Genomic DNA, 13,472 nt, shown 5'->3' on the forward strand with positions numbered 1-13,472 from the left:
CCATCATGACGGAGAATGGAGCCCATGCCGAGTGCTCTCCCGATCGCCGATCCAGCACCAGCGGACGGCCTGATCACCCCGTGGGCGGCGGCGGGCTCCGCTGCCGGGCCGGGGGCTGGTCCCACCGCCGGTGACGTGCCCTTCGGCGTGTACGTGCACGTGCCGTTCTGCCGCGTGCGCTGCGGCTACTGCGACTTCAACACCTACACGGCGTCGGAACTCCGCGGCGTCCGCCGTGACGACTACGCCGGGCACGCCGTGCGCGAGATCGAGTGGGCCGCGACCGTGCTCGACCGTTCCGGTGTGCCGCGGCGGCCGGTGTCGACCGTCTTCTTCGGCGGCGGTACCCCGACCATGCTGCCGGCGTCCGACCTGGCGATGATCCTCCGTGCGATCGACGACACCTGGGGCATCCTGCCCGGGGCCGAGGTCACCACCGAGGCGAACCCGGACTCCGTCGACGCGGCGTCGCTCGAGACCCTGCGGGCCGGCGGCTTCAACCGGATCAGCTTCGGCATGCAGTCCGCCGTGCCGCACGTGCTCGCCACGCTCGACCGCACGCACGACCCGCTCCGGGTCCCCGTCGTCGTCGACCTCGCGAAGCAGCAGGGACTCGACGTCTCGCTCGACCTCATCTACTCGACGCCGGGGGAGTCCCTCGCCGACTGGCGGACCTCGCTCGACGCCGCGATCGCCTGCGAGCCCGACCACGTGTCGGCGTACTCGCTCATCGTCGAGGACGGCACCGCGATGGGCCGCATGGTCGCCCGCGGCGAGCTCCCCGCCCCCGACGACGACCTGGCCGCCGACATGTACGAGCTCGCCGACCAGGTGCTCGGCGACGCCGGCTACTCCTGGTACGAGGTGTCGAACTGGGCACGCGGTGACGCGCACGCGAGTCGCCACAACCTGTCCTACTGGAAGGGCCACGACTGGTGGGGCGTCGGCCCCGGCGCGCACTCCGCCGTCGCCGGCACGCGCTGGTGGAACGTCAAGCACCCGGCCGCGTACGCGAACCGGGTGCTGTCGGGGGAGTCGCCGGCCGCCGGCCGCGAGACCATCGACGACGAGACGCGGTACGTCGAGCGACTGCTGCTGGCGGCGCGGGTCCGCGGGGAGCTCGCGACGAGCGAGATCCGCCAGGAGGCCCGTGGCCGGGTCGCCGGCCTCATCGCACGCGGACTCGTGGACGGGGCGGCCGCGGTGCGGGGACGCATCGACCTGACCCTGCAGGGTCGCCTGCTCGCCGACGCGGTGGTGCGGGAGCTGCTCGACTGAGGAGCCTGCGCACTGCCCGCTGCGCAGTGCTTGCCGCTTACTGCTTGATGAACTCGATCGAGAGCGGGTAGCGGTAGAACTGGCCCTGGTTCGCGGCGATCGCGGCCATGATGCTGAAGATCAGCGACACGATGCCCGCTGCCAGCACGATCAGGACCCCGACGCCGAACACCGACGTGAGCGAACCGACCACGTAGGCGATGCCCATCGTGATGTGGAAGTTCAGCGCGACGCGGGTGTGCTCACGGACGAAGCCGCCGCGGTCGCGGAGGACCAGGTAGGCGACCAACGGTGCGATGAAGTTGAAGAAGATGCCGCCGATGTGCGTCAGCGTGGCCCACAGGCGCTGGTCCTCGGGGCTCATCGGCCGGGGCGGGGTGTATCCGGCGGGGTAATGCGGTCCGCCGGGGTACTGCGGTCCGCCGGGCTGCTGGGGGCCACCGGGGCCGTGGCCGTACTGGCCGCCGGGCTGCTCGGGTCCGGGGCCGTCGGGCTGCTGTCCGTAGGTCATGGCGGAAGCGTATCGGCCGACCGCCCGGAAGTCCCGGGCCGTCAGCGGTCGGGCGTAGGATCAGCAGTCGACACGTCCGAGTGCCAGGTCGATCGGGAAAGGAGGCGCTCGTGGTCAGTGAACGCAGCCTCGAGGTCCTCAAGGCCATCGTGCGCGACTACGTGGCGTCGCGTGAACCCGTCGGGTCGAAGACCATCGTCGAGCGGCACGCCTTCGGGGTCAGCGCCGCGACGATCCGCAACGACATGGCCCTGCTCGAGGACGAGCAGCTGATCGCCGCGCCGCACACCTCGTCCGGGCGCGTGCCGACCGACAAGGGGTACCGCGTCTTCGTGGACCACCTGGCGGGTGCCCGTCCGCTCTCCAGCGCGCAGCGGCACGCCATCGAGACCTTCCTCGGCGCCCCGAACGACCTCGACGAGGTCCTCGGGCGCACCGTCCGGCTGCTCAGCCAGCTCACCAACCAGGTCGCCCTGGTGCAGTACCCCTCGATGGTGCGCGCCCGGGTGCAGCACGTCGAGCTCGTCCGGCTCGGTGACGCCCGGCTGATGGTGGTGCTCATCACCGACACCGCCCGCGTCGAACAGCGCGTGGTCGAGACCGACGTCCCGCTCGACGAAGACTCGCTGGGTGAACTCCGCACCGTGGTGAACGGCGCGACGGTGGGGCTCCTGCTGCAGGACGTCCCGACCGCGCTCCGAGCCGTGCCGCAGCAGCTCCGCCCCGACGCCCAGACGCTCGGCGGGGTCGTCGTCGCCACGCTCATCGAGCAGGTCGCGGCGAACCGGCAGGACCGCCTGCTGATGGCCGGTGCGGCCAACCTGGCGAAGAGCGAGCAGGACTTCTCCGGCGGCCTCTTCCCGGTGCTCGAAGCGATCGAGGAACAAGTCACCCTGCTCCGGTTGTTCGGGGAGATGCAGGTGGACGACATCGCGGTGGCGGCCAGCATCGGCGTCGAGAACGCCGAGTACGGGCTCGACGCCACGAGCATCGTCGCCGGCGGCTACCTGGCCGGTGGCGAGGTGGCCCGCCTGGGCGTCCTCGGACCGACCCGCATGGACTACGGCACGAACATGGCGGCCGTCCGCGCCGTCGCCCGCTACCTGTCCAAGCTCCTGGGCGAACACTGACCAACCGACCGAACCCAACCGACTGAGGGATACGTGGCAGACCACTACGACGTCCTCGGCGTCCAGCGAGACGCCTCCGATGCCGACATCAAGAAGGCCTACCGCCGCCTGGCGCGTGAGCTCCACCCGGACGTGAACCCGGCACCCGACGCCGCCGAGCGCTTCAAGGACGTGACGCACGCGTACGACGTGCTGAGCGACCCCGAGCAGCGGCGCCGGTACGACGCCGGGCCGCAGGCCGACAGCCCCTTCGGCGGTGGCGCCGGTGGCTTCAGCGACATCTTCGACGCCTTCTTCGGCGGCGGCGGTGGCGGCGGCCGTGGATCCGGCCCGCGCAGCCGTGCTGAGCGCGGCCAGGACGCCCTGCTCCGCATCGAGGTCGACCTCGACGAGGTCGTCTTCGGCACCCACAAGGACGTCGAGGTCGACACGGCGGTGCTGTGCGAGACCTGCCACGGCTCCTGCTGCGCACCGGGCACCAGCCCGCGCACGTGCGACATCTGCGGTGGCTCCGGGCACATCCAGCGCCAGGTCCGTTCGCTCCTCGGCAACGTGGTGACGAGCGCCCCGTGCGGCACGTGCCGCGGCTACGGCACCGTCATCCCGAGCCCCTGCCCGACCTGCCAGGGTCAGGGCCGCGTCCGCGCGCGTCGCACCGTGCCGGTGGACGTCCCCGCCGGCGTCGACTCCGGTCTCCGCCTGCAGATGCCCGGCCAGGGCGAGGTCGGTCCGGCCGGCGGCCCGTCCGGCGACCTGTACCTCGAGATCCGCGTGCGCCACGACGACGTCTTCAGCCGTGACGGCGACGACCTGCTCGCGACGCTCGAGGTCGGCATGACCGACGCCGTCCTCGGCACGACCACCACGATCGACGGCCTCGACGGCCCGGTCGAGCTCGAGATCCGTCCCGGTGTGCAGAGTGCCGACGTCCTCGTCATCAAGGACCGCGGCATCACGAAGCTGCGCGGGAACGGCCGTGGCGACCTTCGGGTCGGCGTGCAGGTCGTCACGCCGACCAAGCTGTCCCACAAGGAACGGCAGCTGGTCGAGCAGCTCGCGAAGTCGCACAAGACCACCGCCCCGCAGCTCGCCCGGTTCCAGCAGGGCATGTTCGGCAAGCTCCGCGACCGGTTCTTCAACCACTGATGGCGTCGCTGTACCTCGTCGACTCGCTGGACGGCGTCGCCGTCGGTGACCCGGTGTCGCTCGACGGCGCCGAGGGCCGGCACGCGGTCTCCGTCGCGCGTGTCCGGGTCGGCGAGGTCCTGCGGATCGCCGACGGTCGGGGCACGGTCGTGTCCGGTCCGGTGACGGCACTCGGCAAGGACACGCTCGAGCTCGCGGTCGAGACCGTCGAGCACCAGGACGCACCGCGCCCGTCGCTGACGCTCGTGCAGGCCCTGGCCAAGGGCGGTCGCGACGAGATGGCCGTGCAGGCGGCGACCGAGATCGGGGTCGACCGGGTCGTGCCGTGGTCGGCCGCGCGCAGCGTCTCCCGGTGGGACGGCGCGAAGGTCGAGAAGGGCCGTACCCGATGGGCCGCGATCGCGCACGAGGCCGCGAAGCAGGCGATCCGTCCGCGCGTGCCCGTCGTCGCGCCGCTGGTGACGACCGGACAGCTCGTGTCCGCGCTCGGCGACGGGACCACCCTCGTCCTGCTCGACCCGACCGCGACCGTGCGGCTCGCCACCTGGGAGCCCCCGACGGACGCCGAGGACATCGCCCTCGTCGTCGGCCCCGAAGGAGGCATCGACGGCGCGGAGCTCGACCGGCTCGAAGCCGCGGGTGCCGTGCGGGTCCGACTCGGCGACAGTGTGCTCCGCACGTCCACCGCCGGACCGGCGGCACTCGCTGTCCTGCAGGCGCGACTGGGTCGCTGGTGAGCCGGACCACGCCGTCGGGCGCGTCCTACGATGGAGCCATGAGCAGCAGCACGCCCAGCGTCTTCTCCAAGATCATCGCGCGCGAGATCCCGGCGACCATCGTCGCCGAGGACGACCGTGTGATCGCGATCGAGGACATCGCCCCGAAGGCTCCCGTCCACGTGCTCGTCGTCCCCAAGACCGAGCAGTACGCGAACGTCGGCGAACTCGCAGCGGGCGACCCCGATCTGCTGGCCCACGTCGTCGCCACCGCGCAGCGCATCGCCGACGAGCGCGCCGACGGCCAGTTCCGACTCGTCTTCAACACCGGCGAAGCCGCCGGTCAGACCGTGTTCCACGTGCACGCGCACGTACTCGCAGGTGAACTGCAGGAAGGCACCCTTGCCGGTTAACGAACCAGTACAGCCCACCGCCGCCGACGACGAGCCCGTCTCCGTCTCGCTCCAGGTCGACGGCATCGCCATGGTGCAGCTGCTCGGTCCCCAGGACCGTCTCCTCAAGACCGTCGAGCGCCAGTACCCGGGCGTCCGGGTCGTCGTCCGTGGCAACGAGGTCACGCTGACCGGGCCCGAGCGCGACGTCGCACGCGCGAAGGCGCTCGTCGACGAGCTCGTCGGCATGGTCAGGCGCGGGCAGGAGATCGGCCCGTCCGACATCCCGATGTCCGCACGCATCCTCGACGACGACCGCAAGCCGTCCGACACCTTCGGCACCCCGATCGTGTCGAGCCGCGGCAAGTCCGTCCGCCCGAAGACGGACGGGCAGCGTGCCTACGTCGACGCCATCGACGAGCACACCATCACGTTCGGCATCGGTCCGGCCGGTACCGGCAAGACGTACCTGGCGATGGCCAAGGCCGTACAGGCGCTCCAGCGGCGCGAGGTCAACCGGATCATCCTCACCCGTCCCGCGGTCGAGGCCGGCGAGCGGCTCGGCTTCCTGCCGGGCACGCTCACCGACAAGATCGACCCGTACCTGCGCCCGCTGTACGACGCCCTCAACGAGATGATGGATCCGGAACTGGTCCCGAAGCTCCTGGCGGCCGGCACCGTCGAGGTCGCCCCGCTGGCGTACATGCGTGGCCGGACCCTCAACGACTCCTTCGTGGTGCTCGACGAGGCGCAGAACACCACGCCTGAGCAGATGAAGATGTTCCTGACCCGGCTCGGGTTCGGTTCGAAGATGGTCATCACGGGTGACATCACCCAGGTCGACCTGCCGGGCAACGTCTCCGGTCTGCGGCTCGTGACGCGCATCCTCGACCAGGTCGAGGACATCCACTTCGCCCGTCTCGGCAGCGAGGACGTGGTCCGCCACACCCTCGTCGGCCGGATCGTCGACGCGTACACGGTCTACGACGAGGAGCGCCTCGCCGAGCAGGCCGGGCAGCGCCCCGGTGGCCGCGGCACCGCCCCGGTCGGCAACCCCGACGGAGCGAACCGCGCCGAACGCCGTGGGCGCCCGCCGCAGGACCGCGCACGACCCCCGTACCCCCAGAACGACGCCCGAGGAGGCAACCGGTGAGCATCGAGCTCAACAACGAGTCCGGCGTCGAGGTGGACGAGGCCGCGATCCAACGGCTCGCCGCGTTCGCCCTGGACGCGATGCACGTCCACGCCGATGCCGAGCTCGCGATCGTGCTGGTCGACGAGGGCGCGATGGAGCAGCTGCACGTCCGGTGGATGGACGAGCCCGGACCGACGGACGTCCTGAGCTTCCCGATGGACGAACTGCGCCCCGGCACCGAGGACGACCCCACGCCGGCCGGGTTGCTGGGCGACATCGTGCTCTGCCCGCAGGTGGCCGAGGAGCAGGCGAAGACCGCCGGGCACTCGAGCACCGACGAGATGCTGCTGCTCACCTGCCACGGCATCCTGCACCTGCTCGGCTTCGACCACGCCGAGCCCGACGAGAAGGCCGAGATGTTCGGCATCCAGGGCGAGATCCTGACCGCCTTCGCCGCCCAGCACCGAGGGCGGTAGCCGGTGGTCGTCGTCGCCGGACTCCTCGCGGTGGCGCTGGGGCTCGTCGTGCTCGGCGGGCTCCTCGCCGCGAGCGATGCCGCACTCTCGGTGGTCTCCCGTGCCGACCTCGAGGAGATCGCCAGGGGCAACAAGCGCCGCCGCGCCATCGAGGCGATCGCTGACGACGTCGGGGCGCACGTCAACGCGCTGAACTTCTTCCGGGTCCTCGCCGAGACCGCCGCTGCGGTGCTCGTGACGATCGCCCTCGTGCGCGCCTTCGACAGCTGGTGGATCGCACTCGTCGTCTCCGCCGCGATCATGACCGCGGTGTCGTTCGTGCTGGTCGGGTCGAGTCCGCGCAGCGTCGGACGCGCGCACGCCGAGCGGCTGATCGGTGCGACCGGCGGCATCGTCCGTGGGGTCCGCATCGTGCTCGGTCCGCTGGCCGGGCTGCTCGTCCGGATCGGCGACCGCGTCACCCCCGGCCGCGGCCGGAGCGCCTCCACCGTGTCGAGCGAGGAGCAGCTGCTCTCGCTCGTCGACGAGGCCACCGAGAGCAACGTGCTCGAGGACGAGGACCGCGAGCTCATCCACTCGGTGTTCGAGTTCAGCGACACGCTGGTGCGCGAGGTCATGGTGCCCCGCACGGACATGCTCACCGTCGACGGCGCGGAGACACTGGCCGCGGCGATGGAGCAGTTCCTGGCCGCCGGGGTGTCCCGGATGCCGGTGACGGGCAAGGACAGCGACGACGTGCGGGGTGTGCTCTACCTGCGCGACGTCGCGCGGTCGCTGTACGAACGACCGGCGTCCCGCAGTGAGCGGGTCAGCCGGCTGCTGCGGCCCGCCGAGTTCGTGCCGGAGTCGAAGCACGCCGACGACACCCTGCGGCACATGCAGGTCGCCAAGAACCACCTGGTGCTGGTGGTGGACGAGTACGGCGGTGTCGCCGGGCTCGTCACCATGGAGGACCTCATCGAGGAGCTCGTCGGCGACATCTCCGACGAGTACGACCGCGCCGTCGTCGACCGGACCGAGGTCGAACCGGGCATCTGGCGGATCTCCGCCCGACTGCCGATCGACGAGCTCGGCGACCTGTTCGGCATCGAGCTCGACGACGACGACGTCGACACCGCCGGTGGCCTGCTCACCAAGGAGCTCGGACACCTGGCCGTCTCCGGCGACACCGTCACCGTGTCCGGGGTCGTCCTGACCGCCGACCGGGTCGAGGGCAAGCGCCGCCACCTCATCACCGTGCTCGCCGAGCGCACCCACGCCCTGGCCGACGTCGAGGACGCCTTCGACGACGCCGAACCCACCACGACGGGAACCACGCACGCATGACCGACCCCGACACCACCCAGGCCGGCTCGGAGAAGCCCTACCGCGCGGGCTTCGTCTCGTTCGTCGGCCGTCCGAACGTCGGCAAGTCGACGCTGACCAACGCCCTGGTGGGCGAGAAGGTCGCCATCACCTCGTCGAAGCCGCAGACCACCAGGCGCGCCATCCGCGGGATCGTGCACCGGCCCGACGGCCAGGTGATCATCGTCGACACCCCGGGCGTGCACCGTCCGCGTACCCTGCTCGGCGAACGGCTCAACGACCTCGTGCAGTCCACACTCGGCGACGTCGACGTGATCGGGTTCTGCGTGCCGGCGAACGAGCCCGTCGGTCCCGGCGACCGGTTCATCAACGACACGCTCGACCAGTACCCGCGCGCCAAGAAGATCGCGATCGTCACGAAGATCGACAGCACCTCCAAGGACCGCGTCGGTGAGCAGCTGCTGGCCGTCTCGAAGCTCCGCGACTGGGACGCCGTGGTGCCGACCTCGGGCACCAGGGGCATGCAGCTCGAAGACCTGCTCGGCGTGATCACCGCCCTGCTCCCCGAGTCGCCGCAGCTGTACGACTCGAGCGCGGTGACCGAGGAGACCGACGAGGAGCGCATCGGCGAGCTCATCCGCGAGGCTGCGCTCGAGGGTGTCCGTGACGAGCTGCCGCACTCGCTCGCCGTGGTCATCGAGGACATCGTCGAGCCCGACGCCGACGACGACGCCGACGGCCCCCTGCGCATCTTCGCGAACCTGTTCGTCGAGCGGGACAGCCAGAAGGCGATCGTCATCGGACACAAGGGTGAGCGCCTGAAGGACGTCGGTTCCCGGGCCCGCGTCGAGATCGAGTCGCTGCTCGGCGGCCGGCACGTCTACCTGAACATCCGCGTGAAGGTGGCCAAGGAGTGGCAGCGTGACCCGAAGCAGCTCGGACGCCTCGGCTTCTGACCGTCGGCCGCTCGCACCCCGGGTCATCCGGGCGAGGGACGCGGGGACGAGCGACCCGCCGTACCGTGGACGGGTGTTCCGTCCCATGCTGCGTGCGCAGGTCATCACCGACCTGCTGATCGCCGTGCTGCTCGGCGGCCTCGTGCTGGTCGCCAGCGGGCGCGGGCTCGACGGGCCGCTGTCGGTGGTCACCGTCGTCGGGATGACCGGTGCCCTGGCAATCCGGCGCCTGTCACCCGGGCTCGCCCTGGCCGTGGCATGGGTGTTCGCGGTCTTCGAGATGGTCACCCTGCAGGTGCCGGACGTGTCGAACGCGTTCATCGCCGGCGTCATGTACACGACGAGTGCGTACGGCAGCCGCCGTGTGCGGCTGGCCGGGCTCGTGTCGGCGATCCTCGGGTCCGTGGCGGCGGCGGCGTACATGGGCTTCGACGACTACCAGAACCGCCTCACCTACGAGACCGCCTCGACGCCGCTGCAGGAGTCGCTGCAGGTCACCCTGTCGTTCTTCGCCGTCGTCCTGCTCCTGCTGCTGCTGCCGTGGCTCGCCGGACTCGTGGTCCGGACCCGTCGCTCGGCGAGCATGAGTCGCGAGGCCCAGCTGCTTGCCGAGCGTGACGCCGCGCGGGCCGACCGGGCCGTCGCGGTCGAGCAGGAGCGCGTGCGGATCGCCCGCGACATGCACGACATCGTCGCGCACTCGCTCGCGGTCGTCATCGCGCAGTCCGACGGTGCCCGGTACGCCCTGAAGGCCGACCCCGCGGTGGCCGACCAGGCCCTCAGCACCATCTCGGCCACGGCCCGGCGTGCCCTCGGCGACGTGCGCGAACTCCTCGGCGCGCTCCGGCACGAGCAGGGGACCGCGCCGACGCCCGAGATCGACGACATCGACCGGCTCGTCGACGAGATGCGGCAGCTCGGGCTCGACGTGCGGGTGGAACGCGAGGGCGACCCCGCCGGGCTGCCCACCACCACGCAGCTCGCCGTCTACCGGATCGTGCAGGAGAGCCTGACGAACGCGTACAAGCACGGAGAGCCCGGCAGCCCGGTGCGTGCCGCCCTGACCTACCGGCCGGACACGGTCGAGATCGCCGTCGTGAACCGACGCGCGGACGACGGGGTCCGCGGCCCCGGCACGGGCCACGGCCTGGTCGGCATGCGCGAGCGCGCCGTCATGACCGGCGGCACCATGACCGCCGGGGCCCGAGGGGACGACTTCGCGGTCGCCGTCCGGATGCCGACCGTCCCGGCCAGCGGGCAGATGCCCCGCGGCCGGATCACCCCGACCGAGCAGGAGCGCACCGCCCGATGACCACGATCCCGACCGACGAGCACTCGATCCGTGTCGCCCTCGTCGACGACCAGGCGCTGTTCCGCACCGGCATCCGGATGCTCATCGACTCGCAGCCCGACCTGCGGTTCGTCGGCGAGGCGGGCGACGGTGCCGAGGGGGTCGAACTCGTCCGACGGACCCGTCCCGACGTGGTGCTGATGGACGTCCGGATGCCCGTGATGGACGGCATCACGGCGACCGGTCACATCGTCGAGCAGTCCGGCACCGACGGTGCGAAGGTCCTCGTGCTGACCACGTTCGACTTCGACGAGGCCGCCGCCAAGGCCATCCGCGCCGGTGCGAGCGGCTTCGTGCTCAAGGACGCCGACCCCGAGTTCCTGCTCGCGGCGGTCCGGACCGTGCACGCCGGCACCGCGGTGTTCGCCGCGTCGGCCACGCGTGAGCTGCTGCGGCGGTACGACGACTCGGTCGGACGCGCTGCCGCCGTCCCCGCGGCGTTCGCCGACCTCACGCCGCGTGAGCGCGAGATCTTCGACCTGGCCGCTCGGGGGTTCAGCAACAGCGAGATCGCCCAGCACGAGTACGTCAGCGAGGCGACCGTGAAGACGCACATCTCGCGGGTCCTGACGAAGCTCGAGCTCCGGGACCGGGTGCGCCTCGTCGTCTTCGCCCACGAACACGGGCTCGTCACCAAGGCCGACTGATGCCGGGTCATCCGCGGGGATGACCCCTCCACAGGCAACCGAGCCGAGCGGACGATCCACAGGAGCCGAGCGGGCGACGCGGGACCGGACGCCTGACCGCCATCGTGGATGCATGACCACGAGCCACGCCCCGATCATCCGCCTCGACCACGTGTCCAAGCACTACGGCGACGACGCCCGACGTGTGACCGCGCTCGACGACGTCAGCGTCGACATCGGCGCGGGGGAGTTCACCGCGGTGATGGGCCCGTCCGGATCCGGCAAATCGACGCTCATGCACGTCGCGGCCGGCCTCGATGCCGTCTCCGCCGGCCGGATCCAGATCGACGGCGTCGACATCACGGCCCTGGGCGACAAGGACCTCACCGAGCTGCGTCGTCGTCGGCTGGGCTTCGTGTTCCAGTCGTTCAACCTCGTCCCGACGCTCGACGTCAGCGAGAACATCCGGCTGCCGTTCCTGCTCGGCGGGCACAAGCCCTCGCACGAGGAGACCGCCTGGATCGACCGGCTGGTCGAGATGCTCGGGCTCGGCAACCGGCTGACGCACCGGCCGCACCAGCTCTCCGGCGGGCAGCAGCAGCGCGTCGCCATCGCACGGGCGCTCGCTTCGCGGCCGGCGGTGGTCGTCGCCGACGAACCGACCGGCGCGCTCGACTCCCGCACGGGGCGCGACGTGCTCGCGATCCTCCGCGGCGCCGTCCAGGAATGGGGCCAGAGCGTCGTCATGGTCACGCACGACCCGGTGGCGGCCGCGAACGCCGACCGGATCCTGTTCCTGGCCGACGGCCGGATCGTCGCCGACCGCCCCGCGATGGACGCCGGCGCGATCTCCACGACGATGCTCGGGATGGAGGCAGCAGCGTGAACGGCATCCGATCCTTCGCCCCCACCGTCCTGGTGGCCGCCCTCGGCACCACGTTCGGCTCCGCCCTCGTCATCGCACCGGGGATCGTGACCGAGGCGCTCCGAGCCGCAGGGGTCGCCGACCTCGGTCCGATCAAGGCGATCCTGTCGGTGGTCGGGTGGCTGTTCCTCGGCATCGCGCTCTACGTCGGCGCGATCGTCACCGCGAACACCTGCGCCACCCTGATCGCCGGGCAGACCCGGATCATCGCGCTGCAGCGGCTCGTCGGTGCGACCGGTGCGACCCTCCGTGCGCGGATCACCCGCACCGGCCTGGTCGTCGGCGTGCTCGGCGGGGTCGTCGGCGCCGTCGTGGGCACCGCGCTCTCGGCCCTGTTCGTGGTCGTCCTGCGGGGCAACGGGGTCCTGCCCGACGCCGAGTACACGTACGTCCCGTGGGAGCTGGTCCTGCCGGTCGTGGCCGTCGTCCTCGCCACCTGGGGTGCCTTCGCTGCCGGGTCGCGCCGCGTGCTCACCGTCACACCGCTCGAAGCCCTGTCGTCGTCCGTCGAGCCGAGCCACGACGACGTCCGGTCCGGTACGGCCCGCAAGGTCTGGGCCATCGTGCTCATGGCCGGCGGCGCGGTGCTGATGCTGCTCGGGCTCGCGGTGAGCTCGCTGTCCCCGGTCGCGGTCCTGCCGGCGGCGCTCGGTGGGTTCGTGTCCTTCGCGGGGGTCGCCGTGGGGGCGACGGTCGTGATGCCGCCCGTGCTGCAGCTCATCGGTCGCATCGGCTCGCACGACCCCGTCGTCCTGCTCGCCGGACGGAACGCGATGCGGGCGCCGGGTCGGTCCTCGCGGGCGACCATCGGGCTCGTCATCGGCGTCACGCTGCTCGTCACCTTCGCGGTGGCGCTCGGCATCATGCAGCACGTGCTCGAGACCGAGATGCGCGCCATGAGCGCGGGGAGCGCCACCCCCGAGATGATCGAGGCGCAGCGGGACCTCTTCGTGCAGATCAACGCCGTCGTCAGCGTGATCGTCGGGTTCTCCGCCGTGATCGCCGCCGTCGGGGTCGTGAACGCCCTGGCGCTCGGGGTGCTCCAGCGTCGACGCGAACTCGGGCTGCTGCGGGTGCTCGGCCTGACCGGTGCGCAGGTCCGACGGATGATCGTGACCGAGGCCGTGCAGATGGTCGTCGCGGCCGTCGTCTCGGGGCTCGCACTCGGCACGCTGTACGGCTGGGTCGGCGGGCAGACGCTGCTCGGCTCGCTCGGGACGCCCGTGGCACCGGTGCTGCCGCCGCTGACCATCGGCATCGTCGTGATCGGCGCGCTGGTCCTGGCGGTCGTCGCCACCATCGCCCCGGTGCGGCGCGCGATGCGCGTCCCGCCGACCGAGGCGCTCGCGGTCGACTGACCCGTCGCCCTGGTCGCACCACGCGACGACACGGGAGGCCCGTGCCAGCTGGCACCGGGCGTCCCGTGTCGTCGCGTGGTCGCGCCGACGTGCCCTGCCTGGCTCCGCCACGCCGCTCACGTCCGCCGAGGTGTCACGAACCGTCGTCTGGACGCCGCCCGGGCGAC

Annotated in this window: 14 protein-coding genes; 13 read left to right on the forward strand and 1 reads right to left on the reverse strand. The window is 71.6% G+C overall.

Annotated elements, in window-relative coordinates:
* The first annotated feature begins 24 nt into the window (after positions 1 to 24).
* Positions 25 to 1,278: a radical SAM family heme chaperone HemW gene (gene hemW / locus FFG40_RS10290; RefSeq protein WP_138803109.1), complete on the forward strand. Its 1,254-nt coding sequence runs from the start codon at positions 25 to 27 to the stop codon at positions 1,276 to 1,278.
* 37 nt (positions 1,279 to 1,315) lie between these two features.
* Here the strand turns inward: hemW and FFG40_RS10295 are convergent, their stop codons facing one another.
* Positions 1,316 to 1,789 (reverse strand): DUF4870 domain-containing protein, encoded by a 474-nt coding sequence (locus tag FFG40_RS10295; protein WP_313900855.1) that lies wholly within the window; start codon positions 1,787 to 1,789, stop codon positions 1,316 to 1,318.
* 110 nt (positions 1,790 to 1,899) lie between these two features.
* On the opposite strand from FFG40_RS10295, the gene hrcA reads away from it, so the two are divergent.
* The 12 genes from hrcA (at position 1,900) to FFG40_RS10355 (ending at position 13,305) form a co-directional block, all read left to right on the forward strand.
* Entirely contained in the window at positions 1,900 to 2,919 is a 1,020-nt protein-coding gene (gene hrcA, locus FFG40_RS10300; RefSeq protein ID WP_027465308.1) for a heat-inducible transcriptional repressor HrcA, read from the forward strand.
* A 33-nt stretch (positions 2,920 to 2,952) separates the two neighbouring features.
* Entirely contained in the window at positions 2,953 to 4,065 is a 1,113-nt protein-coding gene (gene dnaJ, locus FFG40_RS10305) for a molecular chaperone DnaJ (protein WP_017886671.1), read from the forward strand.
* Positions 4,065 to 4,802 carry a 16S rRNA (uracil(1498)-N(3))-methyltransferase gene (locus FFG40_RS10310; protein WP_138803110.1) on the forward strand — a complete coding sequence of 246 codons (738 nt, stop codon included), beginning with the start codon at positions 4,065 to 4,067 and terminating at the stop codon, positions 4,800 to 4,802. Before dnaJ ends, FFG40_RS10310 begins: the two co-directional genes overlap by 1 nt.
* A 38-nt stretch (positions 4,803 to 4,840) precedes the next feature.
* Complete coding sequence (locus FFG40_RS10315; protein WP_027465310.1) at positions 4,841 to 5,194, forward strand: histidine triad nucleotide-binding protein; 354 nt, start codon at positions 4,841 to 4,843, stop codon at positions 5,192 to 5,194.
* On the forward strand, positions 5,184 to 6,326 hold the full coding sequence (locus tag FFG40_RS10320) for a PhoH family protein (protein WP_138803111.1): 1,143 nt from the start codon (positions 5,184 to 5,186) through the stop codon (positions 6,324 to 6,326). The genes FFG40_RS10315 and FFG40_RS10320 overlap by 11 nt, the downstream gene beginning before the upstream one ends.
* Complete coding sequence (gene ybeY, locus FFG40_RS10325) at positions 6,323 to 6,784, forward strand: rRNA maturation RNase YbeY (protein WP_017886675.1); 462 nt, start codon at positions 6,323 to 6,325, stop codon at positions 6,782 to 6,784. Before FFG40_RS10320 ends, ybeY begins: the two co-directional genes overlap by 4 nt.
* A gap of 3 nt (positions 6,785 to 6,787) precedes the next feature.
* Positions 6,788 to 8,110, forward strand: coding sequence for a hemolysin family protein (locus FFG40_RS10330; RefSeq protein ID WP_138803112.1), 1,323 nt, complete (start codon positions 6,788 to 6,790; stop codon positions 8,108 to 8,110).
* The gene (era, locus tag FFG40_RS10335) at positions 8,107 to 9,045 is read left to right on the forward strand and encodes a GTPase Era (RefSeq protein WP_027465313.1); all 939 of its coding nucleotides are present in this window, start codon (positions 8,107 to 8,109) and stop codon (positions 9,043 to 9,045) included. The genes FFG40_RS10330 and era overlap by 4 nt, the downstream gene beginning before the upstream one ends.
* 73 nt (positions 9,046 to 9,118) lie before the next feature.
* Positions 9,119 to 10,357, forward strand: coding sequence for a sensor histidine kinase (locus FFG40_RS10340; protein WP_221935167.1), 1,239 nt, complete (start codon positions 9,119 to 9,121; stop codon positions 10,355 to 10,357).
* Positions 10,354 to 11,043 (forward strand): response regulator transcription factor, encoded by a 690-nt coding sequence (locus FFG40_RS10345; RefSeq protein ID WP_035808237.1) that lies wholly within the window; start codon positions 10,354 to 10,356, stop codon positions 11,041 to 11,043. Before FFG40_RS10340 ends, FFG40_RS10345 begins: the two co-directional genes overlap by 4 nt.
* Positions 11,044 to 11,155: 112 nt before the next feature.
* Positions 11,156 to 11,908 carry an ABC transporter ATP-binding protein gene (locus FFG40_RS10350; RefSeq protein WP_110860432.1) on the forward strand — a complete coding sequence of 251 codons (753 nt, stop codon included), beginning with the start codon at positions 11,156 to 11,158 and terminating at the stop codon, positions 11,906 to 11,908.
* Complete coding sequence (locus FFG40_RS10355) at positions 11,905 to 13,305, forward strand: ABC transporter permease (protein WP_138803113.1); 1,401 nt, start codon at positions 11,905 to 11,907, stop codon at positions 13,303 to 13,305. The genes FFG40_RS10350 and FFG40_RS10355 overlap by 4 nt, the downstream gene beginning before the upstream one ends.
* The last annotated feature ends 167 nt before the right edge of the window (positions 13,306 to 13,472 follow it).

The sequence above is a fragment of the Curtobacterium sp. KBS0715 genome, from assembly GCF_005938005.2.
Classification (GTDB): Bacteria; Actinomycetota; Actinomycetes; order Actinomycetales; family Microbacteriaceae; genus Curtobacterium; species Curtobacterium flaccumfaciens.